The organism is Clostridium sp., from assembly GCF_050717545.1.
Lineage (GTDB): Bacteria > Bacillota > Clostridia > Clostridiales > Clostridiaceae > Clostridium_AD.
Map to the genome: position 1 here is coordinate 18,226 of NZ_JBOITN010000038.1, position 20,773 is coordinate 38,998.

The following is a 20,773-nucleotide window of genomic DNA, read 5'->3' on the forward strand; positions in this document are numbered from 1 at the left end:
TTTTTTAAAGATGCTAGTAGTTTTATTTACTCATATTTTTGTTGTTACAGCATACCGTTTTAGAAAATCATAAGAAGGTAATGCCATGTAAATCTCGAATACTAAATATACTAACACTAACAAATTAAACTGGAGGTTACTATGGTAAGTTATGTTAAGGGATCAATAGAAGATTTTGAGGACATTATAGATTTTGGAAACTATGTCTTTGGTATAGATTTTAAAAAGTTATTACCAAAGTTATATAATGGGAAAATAGACACATCTAATTATCATTTTATGGTGAAAGATAATGACAAAATCAAAGCTATGGTAGGGTGTTTTCCTTTAGAACATAATGTGATGGATATAAATCTAAAGGTTAAAGGAATTGGTACTGTATCTGTTCATCCATACGCACGTGATAAGGGATATATGATACAACTTATGAACAAAACAATTAGAGAAATGAAAGAAGAATCTATAGATTTTGCTATATTAAGTGGACAAAGGCAACGATATGAATATTTTGAATTTACTCCTACTGGAGGTAAAATTATATTTGAAGTAAATGGAGTAAACCTTAAGCATAAAAAATTGTGGTATGATAATAAAATATGCTTAAAGATCTTTGACGAGTTATCAGAAGATGACCTAAAGACTATTTATATTTTGTTTAGTAAACAGAGTGTGCATGCTTCTAGAGATTTATCTAGTTTTATTGATGTGTGTAAAAGTTGGAATAGTAAACCTCTAGCGGTATATTACGAAGAGAGGATCGTAGGTTATGTTATTTTATCAGAAAGCTTAGATAGAGTGCTGGAGATATATCTTGAAGATTATGAAATTTTGGGGAAACTTTTATCTAATATAATAAAAGATTTTGATAAAGAAAAGATTGATATAGTTGTACCAATACATAGACATGAACTTATTTCTTGTTTGGTGGGTATATGCGAATCGTATAAAATACAGCCAAGTACTTGTCTTAACATATTTAATTACAAGAATTTTATCAAAGCATTCTTAAGTTTGAAGAATAGTTATGAAACATTAGAAAAAGGACAATTAGTAATTGAAATATTAGGTAGAGAAAAGATTATTATTAGTGTAGGAAATGATATAACTGTGGAAGATTCGCAGGGGCAACCAGATATTAAGCTTTCACATTTAGAAGCTATGAATTTTTTATGTTCGCAGATCAGGACGCTAAAATATGAGGAAGTAGGTCATAATAATATTATAAAATCTTGGTTTCCTTTACCATTTTGCTATCCAGAAATAGATAATGTGTAATCTAATCTTTTAAGAAATATAATAAGAGATAATAGTAAGATATAAATAGTGAAAAATAAGAAATGAACAATGAAGTAATAAAGAAGGGACGTGTTTTTGTGAGTTTAAGATTTATATATGGAGGAGCTGGAAAAGGCAAAAGTACTTTCTGCTTAGAAGATATAGAAAAACGAAGTTTAGAAGAAAGTGAAAAACCATTAGTACTTTTAGTTCCAGAACAATTCTCCTTTCAAGCTGAAAAAAATCTTATACAAGTAGTTGGAGCCACAGGAATAAAAAACGTCCAAGTACTTAGTTTTAATAGATTAGCATACAAAGTATTTAGTGAAGTTGGCGGAATAACCAAAAGACCTATGGATACATCTGGAAAGGTTATGCTTATTAACAGCATAATGCAAAAAAATGTGGATAATTTTAAGATATTTAAGGGTGCTGCTAAGAAAAAGGGATTTGTGGACAATGTAGCTGGAGTTATTACAGAGTTTAAAAAATATAAAGTTTCAATTGAGAATTTGAATAAAGCAAAAGAAAATTTACGGGAAAACCCTTTATTAATAGATAAAATAACGGATTTATCACTTATATATGGCGAGTTTGATAATATTCTAAACTTAAATTATGTGGACCCGGATGATGATTTGACTCGCCTAATTGATGCTTTAGACCATTGCAATATTTTTGATGGCGCAGAGTTCTGGCTTGATGAATTTACAGGGTTTACGCCGCAACAATACGGGGTATTAGAAAAGCTTTTTTTAAAGGCTAAGAGAATTAATATAACCATGCCTCTTAAGAGTCCTGCGCATTCAAAATTAATGGAAGCATCTGATGCTTTTTATTCTATAAAGTTTACAGAAGATAAGATATTAAATTTGGCGCAGGTTATTGGTACAAGCATAGAAAAAGCTATAGAACTTGAAATGAATAAGGAACATAAATTCAAAGATAATAGTGAAATTTCGTTCCTTGAGAAAAATTATTTTGCCTTTCCATATGTGCCATCGGTTAATAAATGTCAAAATATAAAGGTGTTTAAAGCGCTTAACGCTTACAGCGAAGTAGAACATGTGGCAAAGGATATCTTAAGGATTTGTCGTGATGAGAACATAAGATTTAATAAAATAGCAGTAGTAACTAGAGATTTACCAGCCTATGAGAAACTTATCAAAGCCGTATTTACAGAATATAATATTCCATTATTTATAGATAAGAAAAAGGATATAACAAGCAATCCGTTAATAGTGCTCATAACCGGAGTTGTGGAGATTTTCACTAAGAACTTTAGCTATGAAGCGATGTTTAGGTATCTTAAAACAGGCCTTTTGGATATAGATAAAGAGCATATAGATATTTTGGAAAACTTCGTTATCGCATCAGGAATAAAGGGCAAGAGGAAATGGACGCAGCCTGATTTATGGCAGGAGAAAATAGAATATTATTTTAGGGATTACTATGATAATAAAAAAATGGATAAAGAAGATTTGGGTAAAGAGGATGAATTACATAATAATAAAAGTGAAGTTTCGGGAAAAAGCGAAAACGAGGCTTTAGGCCAAAATGAAAATCCAGCCTTAGCTAGAGATGAAGTGGAAGCCTTAAAAATAGAAGCAACAATTAAAATTTTAAATGATACAAGAGCCGCAATTATAACGCCACTAATTGAATTTAAAGAGAAATTAAAGGGCGAAAAGACAACTACTAAAATATGTACAGCTCTATTTGAATTTCTAGAAACAATAAATGTATACAAAACTATTGAACTTTGGATAGCAAATTTCAAAAATGAGGGTGCTCAGGACCTGGTTACAGAGTACAGCAAAATATGGAACTTAGTTATGGAACTACTTGATCAGATGGTGGAGGTACTTGGAACTGAAATTTTACCTCTCGAGGATTTTGTGAAAGTTCTGTCTATGGGATTTAGTAAACATCAAATGGGGATTATTCCGCCAGCACTTGATGGAGTGACGATTAGTAGTGTGGAACGTATAAAAAGTCACAATATAAAGGCTTTATATATTGTAGGAGTAAATGATGGAGTGTTCCCAAGGGCGAGCAAGGAAGAGGGTATATTCACAGATAATGATAGAATAATTTTAAAAGAGAATGATGTAGAACTAGCTAATGACACAAAAACTGAAGTGTTTAATGAGCAATATTTAATTTATGCAACCATTACCATCCCAAGTAAATATTTAAATATAAGTTATCCAATAGCTGATTATGAAGGAAAAACCATGCGTCCATCTATTATAATATCTAGGTTTAAAGCTTTATTTAAAGGACTTAAAGAAGAAAGTAATATAACGCTTTCCAGCGAAGAATTGCAGGGACGTGCAAGTGAAGGCTTGCAGGGACATGCAAGTGAAGGCTTGCAGGATATTAATGGACGTGGTAATGTTGACGGATTAAATAGTACTCGATTATCTCATGATATGCAGCAGGTAAACGCTAAAATTCCAACTTTTAATGAATTAATATTTGCACTGAGAAAATATTTAGAAGACGGAATTATATCACCGCTTTGGGTTGAGGTTTATGCATGGTATCAAAAAGATCCAATATGGAAAGAAAAGTCTAACATTATATTTCAGGGATTTGACTATAAAAATGAAGTTAAAATGCTAAGTAAAGAAAAAGTCAAACGACTTTACGGGGATAAAAACTATTTCAGCGTATCAAGGATAGAAAAATATGAAGAGTGTCCCTTTGCCTATTTTGTGCAATATGGATTAAAAGCGAAGGATAGAAAAACTTTTACATTCTCATCACCAGACTTAGGTAGTTTTATGCACAGCGTGCTTGATGATTTCTCGAAACTTGTGGATAAAAGTGAGCTAAAATGGGCGAATCTAGATAAAGTATGGTGCGAGAAAAATATCGCAAACATTGTAGAAAAGGAAGCATCAGAGGGTACTAGTGGCTACATATTAAACAGCACCCCAAGGTACAAGTACTTTACAGAGAGATTAAAGCGGGTTCTTAAGAAAACTATCTATGTTATAGTTGAGCAAATGAAAAACAGTGGATTTGAGCCTTTTGGTTATGAAGTATGTTTTGGATTTGAAGAGGGAGATTATCCACCAATAAAAGTAGAACTATCCACAGGTGAAATTGTAAACCTTGTTGGTAGGATAGATAGGGTCGATAAGCTAATTACGCAGGGTGAAGAATTTTATAGAATAATAGATTACAAATCAGGAAATAAGGACTTTAAATTATCAGACGTATATTATGGACTTCAAATACAGCTACTTACCTATTTGGATGCCATGCTTAGAAATGAAAGAGCGCTTTCTAAAGAAAGCGAAGTTTCCAAGGAGCCGATTTTCCCAGCAGGAATTTTGTATTTTAAAATAGATGACCCAGTTATAAAAGCTAAAAATAATTTAGGCGAAGAAGAACTGGAAAAAGCTATAATGAAGGCACTAAAAATGAAGGGGCTACTTCTAGCAGATACTAAGATAATTAGAGAAATGGATAGAAATATTGAAGGTGCATCTCTAGTTGTTCCAGCATCTATCAAAAAAAATGGAGACTTAGGTTCAAGGTCTTCAGTTGCAACGGCAGATCAGTTTGATATGCTACTAAATCACGTAAAAGAAAACCTAATGAAAACTTGTGAGGGAATGTTAAGCGGGGAAATAGATATAAAGCCTTATAAGAAAAAGGATATTACACCATGTAGCTATTGTGAGTTTACAGCTGTTTGTCAATTTGATCCTACATTAAAGGGAAATACGTACAAAATAATAAAAGATAAGAGGGACAAGGAAATTTGGGAGCTCTTAACTAATGAATCTAATGATTCCAGTGAAATTACGGAGAAAAGCATTGAGAATGCAGAGCGGATAGGAGATGAAAAGGAGAATGTTTAAAAAACAAGTAATGATAAAAAAAGAAGATGAAGTTAAGCAAGATGAAAATTTGCAAGCAGAAGTAGGGGTCTCCTGGACAGATGATCAGCAAAAGGCAATTTACACTAGGGACTGCAATATTCTAGTAGCTGCAGCTGCGGGTTCAGGAAAAACTGCAGTACTCGTTGAGAGAATAATAAAAATAGTAACAGATGAGACAAGACCTACAGATATAGACAAGCTCTTAGTAGTTACATTTACAAATGCTGCAGCATCTGAGATGAGGGAAAGAATAGCTGCGGCAATTTCAAAAGAACTTCATAACAATCCTCATAGCACATTACTGCAAAGGCAGTTAACGTTACTTAATAAATCAAGTATTACAACTATACACTCCTTCTGCCTTGAGGTTATACGTAACAATTTTCATGTGGTAGATTTGGATCCGAATTTCAGAATAGCAGACGCAACAGAAGCGGTTCTTTTAAAACAAGAAGCTCTAGAGGAACTCTTTGAGGATAGATATATTTCTCTTAATGAAAATCAGGAAAACGAGAATAGTGTTAAAAACCTTGGGGACGGTCCTAACGAAAACCTTGGAGACACCCCTAGCGAAACCCAAGGGGACACCCCTAGCGAAACCCAAGGGGACACCCCTAGCAAAAACCTAGGGGACACCCCTAACCTTTTATTCGAAAACCTTGGGGACACCCCTAGCGAAACCCAAGGGGACACCCCTAGCAAAAACCTAGGGGACACCCCTAGCTTTATAAATCTAGTTGAAGCATATAGCAATAATAAAGAAGATTTAGGCCTTCAAGGTATAGTTTTGAGTCTTTATAATTTTGCCATGAGTTCAACGAATCCAGCTGAATGGCTAATAGACTCAGCAGAGGAGTTTAACATTAAAGATGGGTATAGCTTTAGTGATACGCCTTGGGCAAAGGTTTTAATGGAAGATGTTAATATAGAGCTACTAGGTATTGAAAAAGTAATGAATAAGGCATTAAAAATTATAGAAAATAACGAAGCAATAACCTTATATTATGAAGTGTTTAAGTCGGATTTAGCGTTAATTGCAGATCTAGTAAGTGCAGCAAACAACTCGTTTGAAAGTTTGGCAACGGCTTTTGAAGGATTAGCTTTTGTAAAACTTACTACAATAAAGGCTTGCAAGAATAAGGAAAAACAAAAACAAGTTCAAGAAATAAGAAATAAAGTAAAAAAACAATTACAGGAGCTACAAGAGCAAATGATGAATGCAAGCAGCGAGAGTTCACTTGCAGATATAAAAGAATTGTATCCTCTTATGAAGGAATTGTCTGGGCTTGTTATAGATTTACAGGAAAAGTATAGAGAAAAGAAAAAGGAACGTTCAATTATAGATTTCAATGATTTTGAACATTACTGCCTTGATATTTTGATGGAAAAAAATGAGGATGGAGAGGTTATTATTGGAGGCGACGGTAAACCAGAACCTTCCGCAGTGGCAATAGGGCTAAGAAACAAATACGAAGAGATTTTGATAGATGAATATCAAGACAGCAACATGGTACAAGAAACTCTATTAAATATAATTTCAAGAGAAAAGATAGGTGCTCCAAATGTGTTCATGGTAGGAGACGTAAAACAGAGTATTTATAGGTTTAGGCAGGCACGACCAGAACTGTTTTTAGAAAAGTATAATAGATACTCTAAGGATGAAGGCGCAAAAACAAGAAAAATAACCTTATACAAAAACTTCAGAAGCCGCGAGGCGGTAATTAATGCTGTGAATTATATATTCAAGCAAATAATGTGTAAAAACATTGGAGATCTTGATTATACAGACGAAGAAGCGTTAAATCTAGGCGCTCACTTTGACGAACTTGAAGGTGATGGAGTAGTAGGTGGACCAGTTGAGATACATCTAATTGAAAAAGAAATTAAAGACCCTGGTGAAGACAACGCAGAAAATGACGAGGAAAGTGGGGGACGGGGCAAAACAAATGAAACTGAGGATGAGACTGAAAGTGAGGGACAGGGCAAAACTAATGATGAAGAAACTCCAACTAATATTGAAATAGAAGCCAGAATTGTGGCTAAAAGAATAAAAGAATTAATGTCACATAATGATGACCAGGGTAATGAAATTGAGCCTTTTAAAGTTTATGATAAAAATATTAAAGAATATAGGGACGTCCAGTATAAGGATATCGTAATATTACTTCGCGCCACATCTGCTTGGGCGCCACCTTTTTTAGAACAATTAAATCTTGAGAATATACCAGTTTATGCAGATACGGGTACAGGCTATTTCAGTACTATTGAAATTCAAATAATCATGAGTCTTCTTCAAATTATAGATAACCCAAGACAGGATATTCCAATGCTTGCAGTGCTTCGATCCCCAATTGGTGGTTTTACCTCGGAGGAATTAGTTGATATAAGAATAGGTCAAAGGGAAATGACTTTTTATGAGGCGATGGTTAATTATTCAGGTATTAATGAAACTAGAAATGATGATAAAGAAAGAGATTTTGTGGATAAAGCAGGGGTAGATGCGGATAAGCAAAGCAATTCTGTGGATGAAAAAGTAAATCCTGTGGATAAAGATAACATGACTTATGAATCGTCTACAAATGAAAAAGATTTAACCAAAGTTAAGCTAATTAAGTTTCTCAAAAAATTAGATCACTTTAGGGAAATTAATACCTATATGCCAATTGACGAATTTATCTGGCATTTGTATACCCAAACAGGGTATTACGGTTATATTGGAGCTATGCCTGGAGGATCTCAAAGGCAAGCCAACCTAAAAGTGCTTTTCCAAAGGGCAAGACAATATGAGGAGACTAGCTATAAGGGATTATTTAATTTTATAAACTTTATAAACAAGCTAAAAATAAGCAGTGGAGACATGGGTAGTGCTAAAACCTTAGGTGAAAATGAAGATGTGGTTAGGATAATGAGTATTCATAAGAGTAAAGGTCTAGAATTCCCTGTTGTATTTTTAAGTGGAATGGGAAAAAACTTTAATTTAATGGATATAAATAAAAGCATATTATTTCATCATGATTTGGGTTATGGACCTGATTATGTAGATCCAATAAGAAGAATTTCTTACCCAACGGTATTAAAGCAAGCTCTAAAAAAGACAATAAAAATAGAAAGTCTTGCAGAGGAAATGAGAGTTTTATATGTGGCTTTAACAAGGGCTAAGGAAAAATTAATAATAACTGGGTCAGTGAGGAATATAGAGAAAAATTTATCTAGAATGAGTTCTAGTTTAGAAGAAAATAGTGAAAAGCTTGGGGAATATGAAATTCTAAAAGGAAAAAGTTATTTAGATTGGATAATACCTGCAGTGATAAGGCATGTGGATGGAAAGCCGTTACGTGATCGCATTGAAATAGAGGATAATACTGGCAACCTAATAGATCATCCAGCAAGTTTTTCCGTAAGGTTTTGGAACAGGGATAACGTGAAGAAAATTGATGCGATGGATGAAGAATTAATTGAAAGCGCCGAGGAAAGGTTATCAAAACTTTATGAAAAAACTAAGCAGGATAAGTCTATAGATAATGAAGACATAGATAATAAGCTTAACGATAATAATGTTAGCGATGATGTTATAAAAGATATAATTATAAAGGATAGAGCTATAAAAGAGATAGAAAAAAGGTTAGGATATGTTTATAAATATGAGGCGGCTACAAAAATGCCTACAGTACTTACAGTAACAGAGCTTAAAAGAAAATTTAATGCAGAACTAACTGATGGTGATTCTAGCAATATGTTTGCTCCAAGACTTATAAATAAACCGAAGTTTTTGGATGAAGCAAAGGGGCTAACGCCAGCTGAGAGAGGAACGGCCATGCATGCAGTTGTTCAAAGGCTAGATTTATCTAACGTTGCAACATTAAGTGACATAGAAAGACAAATTGATATATTAGTAGAAAAAATGTTGATTTCAAAGGAAGAGGCTAAAGGGATTCGCGCAGGTAAATTAGTTAAACTATTTAAAACAGAGCTTGGCCAAAGGATGATAAAGGCATTTAAGCTAAATCTGTTAAAAAGAGAAGTGCCATTCCATATGGAGATTAATAGTACGGAGATAGATAAAAGTCTTGATGAGCAAATATATGCAGATGAGAAAATAATACTTCAAGGAATAATTGATTGTTATTTTGAGGAAGATGGTCAAATAATTTTAGTTGATTATAAAACAGACTCGGTTAAGAATGGAGGGGTCAGCCTCTTAGTGGATAAGTATAGGTCGCAACTAGATTATTATAAAAGAGCACTCCAGGTCACACTTGAAAAACAAGTTAGTGAAAGTTATCTATACTTATTTAGCAGCGATGAAGCGGTAGAGGTTAAATAGCTAAAGTTGATAACCGTCCCCCAAGGTTAGCCCAAGGAAGAGCAAAAGTTAATAACCGTCCCCCAAGGTTGACCCCAAGGAACAGCCAAAGTTGATAACCGTCCCCCAAGGTTAGCCCAAGGAAGAGCAAAAGTTAATGACTGTCCCTCGAGGTTGGTTCGAAGATGCACTAAAGTTGATAACCGTCCCCCATGGTTAGCCCAAGGAAGAGCAAAAGTTAATGACTGTCCCTCGAGGTTGGTTGAAAGATGCACTAAAGTTGATAACCGTCCCTCGAGGTTAGCTAAAGGAACAGCCAAAGTTGATAACCGTCCCCCAAGGTTGACCCCAAGGATGAGCAAAAGTTGATAACCGTCCCCACCTAAAAAGAAGAAAGGAGCGACTAAAATGAGAATACTTCACACATCAGATTGGCATTTAGGTAAAACTTTAGAGCAATACAGTAGGCTAGATGAGCAGGAAGAATTTCTAGAAGAGTTTACCTATATAGTTAAGAATAATGATATAGATTTAGTTCTTATTGCTGGAGATATCTATGATAATGGGAATCCACCGGCAAGAGCAGAAAAGATGTTTTATAGTACGCTTAATGAGATAACTAAAAGCGGGAAAACTGCAGTGCTTATTGTTGCGGGTAATCATGATAACCCAGAGAGGCTAGTTGCTGCGAGTCCACTTGCTTATGAACATGGGGTTGTACTATTAGGTGAACCAAAGAGTATAGCAAGAGAAGGCGTATTTGGTGATTTTAATACTGATAATAAGTACGATTTTGAAATAATAGAGAGTGGTGAAGGTTTTTTAGAAGTTAGCATAAGAGGCGAAAAAGCAGTAATTATAACACTTCCTTATCCAAGTGAAAAAAGGTTAAATGAAGTGTTATCAACAGGACTTGGAGATGAGGAAAGGCAGAAAAGCTATTCTGATAGAATTGGAGAGCTTCTGGAAAAATTATCACCAAAATATAGAGATGACACCATAAACCTAGTAGTATCCCACCTTTACGCTATGGGCGGAGAGGAAAGTGGATCAGAGAGAAGTATACAACTAGGGGGAAGTCTCTCGGTTTCTCCAAATAAGTTCCCAGATAAAGCGCAATATACGGCTCTTGGTCATCTTCATAGACCACAAAAGGTGCCAGGAACTAAAGGCAAGATAAGATATTCCGGTTCACCTATTCAATATAGTAAAAGCGAAATAAACTATAGCAAGGGAGCGTACATTGTAGATGTTAAAGCCGGCCAGGATGCCCATATTTCACAAGTTATGTTTAGAAACTACAAACCTATAGAGGTATGGAAGTGTGAAAGCGTTGAAGAAGCATTAGAAAAATGTCAACTTGAGGGTGAAAAAAATATTTGGGTATACCTTGAGATAAAGACAAAGGAAATAATAAGCACAGAGAATATAAAGGAAATGAAAAGGCTTAGAGCAGATATAGTTTCAGTACAGCCAATAATAGAGGACTTTGAGAGCGAAGAAGAATTAATAGAAAGCCTTAGAGAAAAATCTATGGAGGAAATGTTTAAAGAATATTTTACAAAGGCACGTGGAGGACTTGAACCATCAAGTGAGCTTATGGACTTATTTTTGAGTATAGCATATGGCGAGGAGGGAGAACCGAAAAATGAAACCAGTAAATCTTAAGATAAAAGGGTTAAATTCTTTTGTGGAGCAACAAATTATTGAATTTTCAAAGCTTACAGAAAAAGGACTTTTCGGGATTTTTGGCCCAACAGCTAGTGGTAAATCAACTATTTTAGATGGGATAACTATAGCTCTTTATGGAAAAGTATCTAGAGATACCAAAGAGTTTGTAAATACAGAAACAAATGTGGTAGAGGTGAGTTTTGATTTTGAAATTGGTCTGGGCAAAACTCGAAAGGCGTATAGAGCAGAGCGGAGTATAAAAAGATTAAAGACAGGGAACTTTAAAACGGCATATGCAAGACTTATAGAATTAAATAAAGAAAACCCTGAAGATAGCCAGGTGCTTGCAGAGGGACCTAAAGAGGTAGAAGAGAATATTATATCGATTATAGGTCTTAAAGTTGAGGATTTTACAAGGTCAGTGGTGTTGCCCCAGGGGAAGTTCAATGAATTTTTAAAGCTTACGGGAAAAGAAAGAAGAAATATGCTTGAGAGAATATTTGCTTTAGAAAAATATGGGACCAAACTTTATGAAAAGATAAGAACAGTTAGAAATGAAAATTTAAAGGCTATAAATGTGATTGAGGGAGAAATGAAGGGTTATGAGAATGTAGGGGAAGAAGCTCATACTCAGATAAAATTAGCGTTAGATGCCCTAAAAGAAGAAGAAAAAGAAACTAAAAAGCAGAAAAACAGTTTAGACAAAGAGTATGAAGAGTACAAAACTACATGGGAATTACAAAAGGAAAAAGATCAATATATTATAAAGGAAGCTCAGTTAAAAGAGCAATCAGAAGAAATTGAAAATAAAAAAGAAAAATTCACTAAGGGAGGGTTAGCTTTAAATGTGAAACCCTTTATTGATAATGTAGCTGAAACTCAAAAAAGTTTAGAAATAAATAAAATTAGAATGGAAAAACTGAGCAGTGATTTTTTAGTTATAAATGAAAAATTGAATATTACAAAAATTTCTTATGATGAAGCCTTAAAAAACAAGAATGTTAAATTGCCAAAGCTTATTGAAAAAGAAGTAGGTTTAAAACAAGCTACTTATATTGAAGAAAAAAAAGTTGAGCTAGCTGACCAGAAGGATATTCTTTTACGAAAACATAACGAACTTACCCGGAATATAAAAGAAAAAAGTTTAAATGTGATTATGCTTGATGAAGGTAAAGCAAAAATAGATAAACAGTTAAAACTTTCTGAGGAGAAACTAAACGAAATAGAAATATTGCCCGAATATAGGGAAAAGTTGTACAACACTTATAATAGTGAGCTTGAAGTAACCTCAGCACAAAAAAATGTAGAAGAACTTAAAAATAAGGGCGAAATATTAAAAAAAGCCTTGTATGATGCGGATGTATTTCATAAAAAAGTTATAACGGAGCAGGAAAATAAACAAAATAAATTAGTATTTTTAGAGAGAAAAGGCGTGGAAATAGCGAATAATTTCCCGGGAGATAATAATTTGTTGTTAGAAAAACAGGAAGCCTACAACGGGTTGCGAGTTGACTTAGAAAAAGCAAATGAAAACCAAAAAATAAAGGTCGATTTCGAGGGGAAATATGATAAAACCAGCGTTGAAAGTGAAAAGATTAAGTTAAATATAAAAATATCAGAAGAAACTATAGAAAATGTGAAAATGCAGGTTAAAGCTGTAGAAGTCGAAATAAAGTTAATAGAACAAGTAAGACTTGCAGCAATGTTAGCTTCTGATTTAGAGGATGGAAATATGTGCCCTGTATGTGGATCCCAGCATCATCCAAAATTAGCAGAGCTCGTAGTGGATACTAATTTAGAAGCTAAGAAAGAGTTAAAGAAAAGTCTTGAGTTAAATCTTGAAAAACTATCAAAGAGTTTTCAAAAGGAGCAAATAAAACTTGCAGAAGTTTTGAAAGACTTGCAGTACCTAAGTAATCAACTAGAAATAGTTAAACAAAAACTAGAAGGCATAAACATAAAAGAACTAGAAACCCACAGTAAGGCAAGTGAGACATTGTTATTAGAGTTTAAAGAAAAAATTGAAATATACAATAAAGAAAAAACAGGATTAGATGTGGAACTTGTTAAATTACGGGATGAGAAAAGTAAAGTAGATATGGAAGAAGCAAAAATTGGCGAAGGTTTAAGGCAGAAAAATGAAACCTTAATAACGCTAAGGGAAGAGTCATCTGTTTCGCAAAAGGCGTTAGAACTATTACAAGAAAAACACAAAATTCTAACTGAGGACTTACAGCGTGAGGAGTCCTTAAGTAAGCAAAATAAGGATGATATAGCAACATCAATGACCATAAAACAAAAGATACAGAAGATTAAGACAATAGATAACGAAGTAATAAAATTAACGGCTATGACTCGAAAACTGAGATTAGAGCTAGTGGAATTAGAAAAGCAGAAGGCGGGTATTGATAAGGAGCTAAGAGAGTTAACTACCTCAAAAACAGAAATAGAAACTAGTGGTAAAGAGAAAAAGGCTGAAATCGATCGTTTGAATATCCAAATAGTTGAATTATGTGGATTTACTCCTTCACTAGGGCAAACGCCAAAAATTGAAATAGAAAAAGTAAGAAATGAAATAAAAGATATCACATTAAAAGAGACCACTTTGAAAGAAGTTTTAGAAAAAGAAAACATAGAAAAACAAAGAGTGCTAACTCAAAAAACAAGTGAAGAAGACAGAAAAGAAATGCTTCTAAAGATGTTATTAGAGGGACAAGATAGATTAGATTTATCTCTTAAAGAAAATGGTTTTGAAACTCAAATCATGGCGACGTCTTATTTAGTTCCAAGAGAAGTTTTGATGCTTTTAGAAAAAGAGATAAAACAATACGAAGAACTTAAACATAACATCACTTATAATTTACAAAGGTTAGAAAATATTCTTAATGGAAAAGTAATAGATTTAGTTATCTTTGAAGAACTAAAAGTGAAAAGAGAAGCTATTGGTGTTCTTTTAGAAGAAAAAACAAAAGAGATAGGAGCTCAGTATGGAGCCCTAAAGGAAATGGAAAGAAAACTAGAAGAGGTTAAATCGCTATTAATAACAAGAAAAAAAGTAGAACATAAGCTTGGTCTTTTAAAAGAACTTGATAATTTAATCCAAGGGAATAAATTTGTAGAATATGTGGCTATGAAGCAGCTGAAATATATTTCTATGGAAGCCTCAAAACGTTTGAAGGATATAACAAGAGGACGTTATGCATTGGAGCTCGATGCTGATGGCGCATTTGTAATGAGGGATGATTTTAATGGAGGGACAAGACGTGAGACTAATACATTATCAGGTGGAGAAACCTTTTTAACATCTCTATGCCTTGCGCTTGCGCTTTCATCACAGATTCAATTAAAGGGCAGTGCGCCACTGGAGTTCTTCTTTTTGGATGAAGGGTTTGGAACGCTAGATACGGATTTACTTGATATAGTTATGAACTCACTTGAAAAACTTCATTCAGCTACATTGTCTGTGGGAATAATAAGTCATGTGGAAGAGCTTAAAAATAGGGTGCCAATAAAACTAATAGTATCACCAGCAGAGCAGGGACAGGGAGGAAGCAAGGTAAAGCTAGAGTACACTTAGGGGAAATCGCATGCAGATGGGGGCGTGAAATTTCTCTTGTGCGTCTTGTAATTAGAGTTTGCAACGTGAAATTTGATTAATAAATTCTAATCTTTTGAAAATCTGAAATTCTCTATATTGTGCATCAATCATATATTTATGGTTGATGCATTATTTTTTTCATCCATAACCAACACACATAACCAACATATACTGTAACCAGCAATAAAATAAATACATAACACAGGAAAAATGCAATTATTTACAATATATAGATGTTTTACTTTAATATAACTGATTTACATTTAGCTTGAAATTGATTAGGTTTATGAGATATAATAATAGATATTAAGGAATTGGCATATACTAATATGAGCTCAAGGGGCGGTTACTATGAAAGAAAGGATTTTTGAAAACTTTAATTTAGATAAACAAAATAAAAAAAATCAACAGTTAGAGCAACAAAATACACAGCTAATTAGTATAATTGAAAATTTGTCTGAGGGAGTAATTCTTGCGGACGATAAAGGGATATTTATAATGGTAAATCCACAAGCAAAAAAGTTGATTTATCAATGTGACAAAGTAATTGATATAGGTGATGATCATAAAAAAAGTAGGGCATTTGACTTGAGAGGCAATGAGATACCATATGAAAACTTTTCTCAAATTAGAGCGCTAAGAGGTGAAAGAGTAAAAAACGCTAAGATTTCCATAAGACATCCTAATAAAGAGTGTTTTCTGGAAGCTAGTTCAATCCCGATTTATAATGCAAGTGGAGATTTAACTATGGTAGTATCGTATTTTCATGATGTTACGGAAACAATAAAGCAATCTAGAAAGACTGAAGAAATTTGTAATAGGGCTATGACGAAATACCTAAAACAAGAAGAAGCTATAAGAAGACGATATGAAATGTTGAACAGAGTCATAGATACGTTTAGTTTACCTGTTGCTACATTATCATGTCCAGACTTAAAGATAAAGGATATTAATAAAAAGGCATTTGATATCATTAAATTATTGAGTGGTAATTTTAAATCAATCGAGCACATTAAAGATAAAAAAATTGAAGATATATTTAAAGCATTCAAAACAAGTGATTATTACCAGTGTATTAGAGAGGTGTTAAAAGAAAAGAAAACTAAGCGTTTGAATAAAAAAAAGCATTGGGTAAATGAAGAAGAGGTATATTGTAATATTATTTTTGAACCATTGTTTGAAGGCGATGGAGAAGTACAGGAAATATTAATTTTAATAATAGATGTTACTCCTGAAATAAAGTCTACTATAGGCATGGAAAAAGCATTAAAATTACAGGGAGAATTCATTGTTAACATATCCCATGAACTTAAAACACCACTAAATGTTATATGTGCAACAGCTCAGTTATTTAATATGTATTGCACTAGTGGATCACTCGATGAGAAGAAGGATACAATTATTAAATATATAGAATCAATTAATCAAAATTCATATAGATTATCTAAAATTATTAATAACATAGTTGATTTATCTAAAATTGAAGCAGGATTTTTTAAACTGAATTTATCAAATAACAATATAGTCGAAGTTGTAGAAGAAATAGTGACGTCTGTGACAACTTTTACTGACAGTAAAGGATTAAATATTATTTTTGATACGGATGTAGAAGAAAAAATTATTGCTTGCGATACAGAAAAAACAGAGAGAATAGTATTAAACCTTATATCAAATGCTATAAAATTTTCAGATGCCGGCGATGAAATATTTGTAGCTGTTAAAGATAAAAATGAATTTGTTGAAATATCAGTGAAAGATAATGGCATTGGTATTGAAGAAAAGGACTTGGATATGATATTTGATAGATTTAAGCAAGTAGAAAAATCGTTATCAAGAAATACAGAAGGTACAGGTATCGGCTTGAGTTTTGTTAAATCCATTGTAGAATTACATGGTGGTAGCATATCTGTTGAAAGTAAATTTGGGAAAGGAAGCAAGTTTACAGTTAAGATTCCTTCTAGAAAGGTACTTAAAGAAAATATGATATATAGTAGCAAAGTGCCAAGTATAAATCAAAGTATACGAGTCGAACTTTCGGATGTTTATAAGTAATTTTATTAATGATCTAAACCACAATTACTCTCACAATAATATATCTTAAACCAGTAGGGAACGGGAAGCTAACCCCTTCCCAAGATACATGGATAAAAATAATAAAAATACCATATATAACTTATTTACAGTTTATTAACATTATGATATAGTTTAATAAAATGTAAAAAAATATCATATGGGGGTAGATGACATGTCAAGATTCAACTCAAGGTTTTGCTCTTTTATAGTTGCTGTAGTTATGGTGGGGGTTATAATACCGATTTCTTTAGTTAATGCACAAACGAAAACACTCACAGCGGCAATATTAAAGACAAGTAAGGCAACATCTGTGGAAAGTAATGGAAAGTTTAGCCTGGCTTTTAAAGCTAAAGGACTTTCAGAACAAGATCAAGAACAATTTGCTTTTATAGGTGAAATGTTAGACAACTTACAAGTAGATTTTAATACGAAATTGTCTGGAAATAATGAAGGAACGATTTCAAGGCAATATGCTAAAATGTCAATAAATGTAGCTGGGAGTCCTTATAGCGGAGAATTATGGAGTGATATAAACCTTACAGGTAAAACCCCTATAGTTAAAGGAATTGTAAAATCGCCACAGATATTTGAAATGATGTTGCCACCTGAATATATGAATAAATATATGCTTCTTGATTTTGAGCAGATAAAGAAAATGCCGGAAATGCAAACTGAATTAGGTAGTATGGATTTTGGCAAAATGATGAGTGAAAACAAGGAACTACAACAGTTGATTTTAACTATTTTTGAAAAATATTCATCACAACTAGGGTTAGATTATAGTTTGGTATCTAATAATGGAAATGTATATAAAGTTAAAATTGATGATGCGCAATTTAAAGATATTATTAGAAAAGTAGTTAACTTAACTGCAAAAAATAAAGAAAATCAAAATCTTATATTAGATTTAATCATTACAGAGATGAAAAATAGTGGTGCATCGACTGAAGAAATTAATAGTACAAAAGTTGATATGAATCAGATGTTTACTACACTTGAATCACAAGAATTTTTAGACAAGTTTAATCAAATGATGGACAAGCTTCAAGATGTAAAGATACTTGGAGATAATGGAATTGATATTACTTATACATTAGATGAAAATGGATATGTTATAAGTACAAAAGGAGATATGGAATTTGTTGCAGATATGGCAATGCTGGATAAAGCATTTGGTGAAAGTGCAGCCGCAACAGCAAGTGAGAGTATTCCAAAAGGTATATATACAGTTGGTATGCATTTTGAGGTAAATAACAGCAATATTAATGGAAAAGTAAACATTGATATGCCAACAATTACTTCTGAAAATTCGTTTAATATTCAGGATTTAAATGACGAACCACTACCTGAAATTATAACAGATATCAAGGAATTAAATGATATACCAAAAGCGCAAATTGTAGCACATACTGTTAAAGGTGGGAAGCTACCCAATACGTCCACACATTTATATGACATACTTCTTATCGGAGTTGTTTTATCACTGGTTGGGGCAATAGGCTGGGGCTGGACAAGCAGAAAACGATATGAATAAAATAAAACTATCAAGGGGCAAGGGGTCCATCATTAGGGATTTATCCCTGGGAATTATAGTCTTGGGTATAGGCTGTATTTCTTGGGCGGGGGTTAATATATGGAAACAATCTAATTATGCCGAGAATATCACTCCTAAACCTATTGCTGCAAAGGTAAGTAAGTTAGATGCAGAAAACACCCCAAAAGCGAAATTGGATACTTCGCTTGCTGTTGCCACATCTCATAAAGCTATTTATGCGGTATATCCATCGGAAGGTGACAATATTGGAAGTTTGACGATTCCGGCTTTAAAACGCAAATTGCCTATTTTACAGGGGACGGGCTCAAGGGAGTTAAAAAAAGGGGTAGGTCACTTCAACCAAAGTGTTCTTCCAGGGGAAAAAGATAATTGTGTTTTATCTGGACATCGTGATACGGTATTTAGGCAAATAGGAAATTTGAATATAAAGGACCAACTGATTGTGCAAACATCCGCTGGAACATTCACCTACGAGGTGAGTGGAACTCGAATCGTCCATGCAGACGATAAAACAGTTATCGTACCTACAGACCATGCAGTTCTAACGATAACAACCTGTTACCCCTTCGATTATATTGGTAATGCTCCAGACCGATATATCATCTTTGCAGATTTAATTAAAAGTAAATAAACTATTTAAATAATAAAGCTACATTTCTTTAAATATAATATTTTAAAGGAATGTAGCTTTATTAATGCATTCATTCACTAATAGTAATTGGACCTGCAGGAACATTATAAAGCCACATCACCCGTACACACCTTGTTTCTACCTGAATGTTTTGCATCGTATAATGCTATATCTGATATCTCTAAGAGTTTTTCTATTTCCTTTATATTTTCTGGATAACTAGCAACTCCTATTGACACAGTAATATTTATTTGGGTTCCAGTAGATAAAATAAACGTATGAGTTTCAACACCACTGCGAATACGCTCAGCAATTCGAATTGCATGTGCATTGGCACAATCTAATAATAATACGGTAAATTCTTCTCCACCATTCCTAGATACTATATCAAAACTCCTACTGTTATGAGTTAAAATTTTTCCTAGTTCATATAAAACTATATCTCCCTCTGCATGCCCATATGTATCATTAACTTTTTTAAAAAAATCAATATCAATCATTAATAGCGACAGACTTTCTTTTTTATCCATTGCATTTTTAATTGCATAGTTATATAGACTATCAAAATTTCTAACATTGTTCAGACCTGTTAGAAAATCTTTTGTAGATTCCACTTTTAACTTTCTAAATAATGCGTTTGTTGCAAGGCAATAGTTGGAATAGTGGGCTATAACTAATGAGACTAAACAAGTTGTGCTCCAATAGATTAACAAAAAGTTTGCAAGATTCATTTTGTCTTTTAATAATATTATAAAAGCAACACTTGAAAAAACTAAGTTATATAACGTTGAATAAATCCATTTTTGAGAAGTTTTAATTTTTAGATTCGTTATGGATGCACAACCAATAACCACAATTATAGCCATAATAACTGCTGTGATGGAGGCAGAATTAATACCGAAATAAGCTACTCGAAACAATATAATTAGTAATCCACAAATAATTACGGATATTGTTCCACCATATATAGCTGAAAGAGCTATAACGACATTTCTAAAATCCAGTAAAGTATTTTCACCAACATGTACACCAAACATCATTATAGTTATTCCTAATATGCCAGTTACAACACCAATAATTACTTTTATTTTGGCAGAAGACGAACTACCAATCTCATATTTTTTAATTAATTGACTTGCTAAACTTATAAAACTGATTTCAATCAACATGTTTATGAATAAATCCCTCAGCAAAAATAGTCCCCCTAGTTGTTTTAATGTTTAGTTAAATAATCCACATTAACTTTTATTTTATTCTATTATTATATTACACTTTTTTTATGTGAATATACAAGCAGTAATGTATATTCATTAATTCAAAAATGAATTACTATTAGTTATATTTTTACATTGCAAAAATAAGAAATATCAAATTTTTATGTAATCTTTGTGTGATTTCGTTATTAGTTGATTTTCACCTTATATTTATTATATAATTAACACACATGAATTGATTGGAGGAAGAAAATGAAATTATTTTTGTATTACTTTTTGATTATAAATTTATATGGTATTTTTGTGATGTATTCAGATAAAAAGAAATCACGAAAGGGAAAATGGAGGACACCAGAAAACACTTTATTTACTATTGCAATTGTTTATGGTGCACTAGGAATATTTATGGGCATGCGTTTATTTAGGCATAAAACTAAACATAACAAGTTTGTAATAGGCATACCAGCCATCCTTATAGTTCAAATACTTATATTTTTAAAATACATTTATAAGGTGATATAATTTTAAAGATTTTCTCTTGAAATTTTAGTTAT

General features: G+C 32.8%; 10 protein-coding genes. 9 read left to right on the top strand and 1 reads right to left on the bottom strand.

The genetic code is table 11. The features are described 5' to 3' along the window. Positions 1–141 precede the first annotated feature (141 nt). From ACREVX_RS13430 to srtD, 8 genes are all read left to right on the top strand, one after another. A complete protein-coding gene (locus tag ACREVX_RS13430) occupies positions 142–1,275 on the top strand; it encodes a GNAT family N-acetyltransferase (protein ID WP_431544693.1) in 1,134 nt (377 codons plus the stop codon). 62 nt (positions 1,276–1,337) lie between these two features. After that, positions 1,338–5,153, top strand: coding sequence for a helicase-exonuclease subunit AddB family protein (locus tag ACREVX_RS13435; RefSeq protein ID WP_431544694.1), 3,816 nt, complete (start codon positions 1,338–1,340; stop codon positions 5,151–5,153). Between the two features lie 10 nt (positions 5,154–5,163). Continuing rightward, a complete protein-coding gene (locus tag ACREVX_RS13440; protein ID WP_431544760.1) occupies positions 5,164–9,498 on the top strand; it encodes a UvrD-helicase domain-containing protein in 4,335 nt (1,444 codons plus the stop codon). A gap of 387 nt (positions 9,499–9,885) precedes the next feature. Further along, a complete protein-coding gene (locus ACREVX_RS13445; protein WP_431544695.1) occupies positions 9,886–11,145 on the top strand; it encodes a metallophosphoesterase family protein in 1,260 nt (419 codons plus the stop codon). Further along, entirely contained in the window at positions 11,126–14,725 is a 3,600-nt protein-coding gene (locus ACREVX_RS13450) for an AAA family ATPase (protein ID WP_431544696.1), read from the top strand. The genes ACREVX_RS13445 and ACREVX_RS13450 overlap by 20 nt, the downstream gene beginning before the upstream one ends. A gap of 372 nt (positions 14,726–15,097) precedes the next feature. Then, complete coding sequence (locus ACREVX_RS13455) at positions 15,098–16,798, top strand: ATP-binding protein (RefSeq protein ID WP_431544697.1); 1,701 nt, start codon at positions 15,098–15,100, stop codon at positions 16,796–16,798. A 193-nt stretch (positions 16,799–16,991) separates the two neighbouring features. Further along, positions 16,992–18,353, top strand: coding sequence for a hypothetical protein (locus ACREVX_RS13460; RefSeq protein WP_431544698.1), 1,362 nt, complete (start codon positions 16,992–16,994; stop codon positions 18,351–18,353). Further along, positions 18,346–19,005, top strand: a complete 660-nt coding sequence (gene srtD / locus ACREVX_RS13465) for a class D sortase, LPxTATN-specific (RefSeq protein WP_431544699.1) — start codon at positions 18,346–18,348, stop codon at positions 19,003–19,005. Before ACREVX_RS13460 ends, srtD begins: the two co-directional genes overlap by 8 nt. Positions 19,006–19,109: 104 nt before the next feature. Here srtD and ACREVX_RS13470 read toward each other — a convergent pair whose 3' ends face one another. Then, on the bottom strand, positions 19,110–20,198 hold the full coding sequence (locus ACREVX_RS13470; protein WP_431544700.1) for a diguanylate cyclase: 1,089 nt from the start codon (positions 20,196–20,198) through the stop codon (positions 19,110–19,112). Positions 20,199–20,471: 273 nt separating this feature from the next. Between ACREVX_RS13470 and ACREVX_RS13475 the strand changes: the two genes are divergently transcribed. Continuing rightward, complete coding sequence (locus ACREVX_RS13475; RefSeq protein WP_431544701.1) at positions 20,472–20,741, top strand: DUF1294 domain-containing protein; 270 nt, start codon at positions 20,472–20,474, stop codon at positions 20,739–20,741. Positions 20,742–20,773: the final 32 nt, after the last annotated feature.

Excerpts from the sequence above, each read along its gene's own strand:
- ACREVX_RS13430 (WP_431544693.1), top strand. The coding sequence starts at position 142 with ATGGTAAGTTATGTTAAGGGATCAATAGAAGATTTTGAGGACATTATA.
- ACREVX_RS13475 (WP_431544701.1), top strand. The coding sequence starts at position 20,472 with ATGAAATTATTTTTGTATTACTTTTTGATTATAAATTTATATGGTATT.
- ACREVX_RS13440 (WP_431544760.1), top strand. The coding sequence starts at position 5,164 with ATGATAAAAAAAGAAGATGAAGTTAAGCAAGATGAAAATTTGCAAGCA.
- ACREVX_RS13450 (WP_431544696.1), top strand. The coding sequence starts at position 11,126 with ATGAAACCAGTAAATCTTAAGATAAAAGGGTTAAATTCTTTTGTGGAG.
- ACREVX_RS13445 (WP_431544695.1), top strand. The coding sequence starts at position 9,886 with ATGAGAATACTTCACACATCAGATTGGCATTTAGGTAAAACTTTAGAG.
- ACREVX_RS13460 (WP_431544698.1), top strand. The coding sequence starts at position 16,992 with ATGTCAAGATTCAACTCAAGGTTTTGCTCTTTTATAGTTGCTGTAGTT.
- ACREVX_RS13455 (WP_431544697.1), top strand. The coding sequence starts at position 15,098 with ATGAAAGAAAGGATTTTTGAAAACTTTAATTTAGATAAACAAAATAAA.
- ACREVX_RS13435 (WP_431544694.1), top strand. The coding sequence starts at position 1,338 with ATGAACAATGAAGTAATAAAGAAGGGACGTGTTTTTGTGAGTTTAAGA.
- srtD (WP_431544699.1), top strand. The coding sequence starts at position 18,346 with ATGAATAAAATAAAACTATCAAGGGGCAAGGGGTCCATCATTAGGGAT.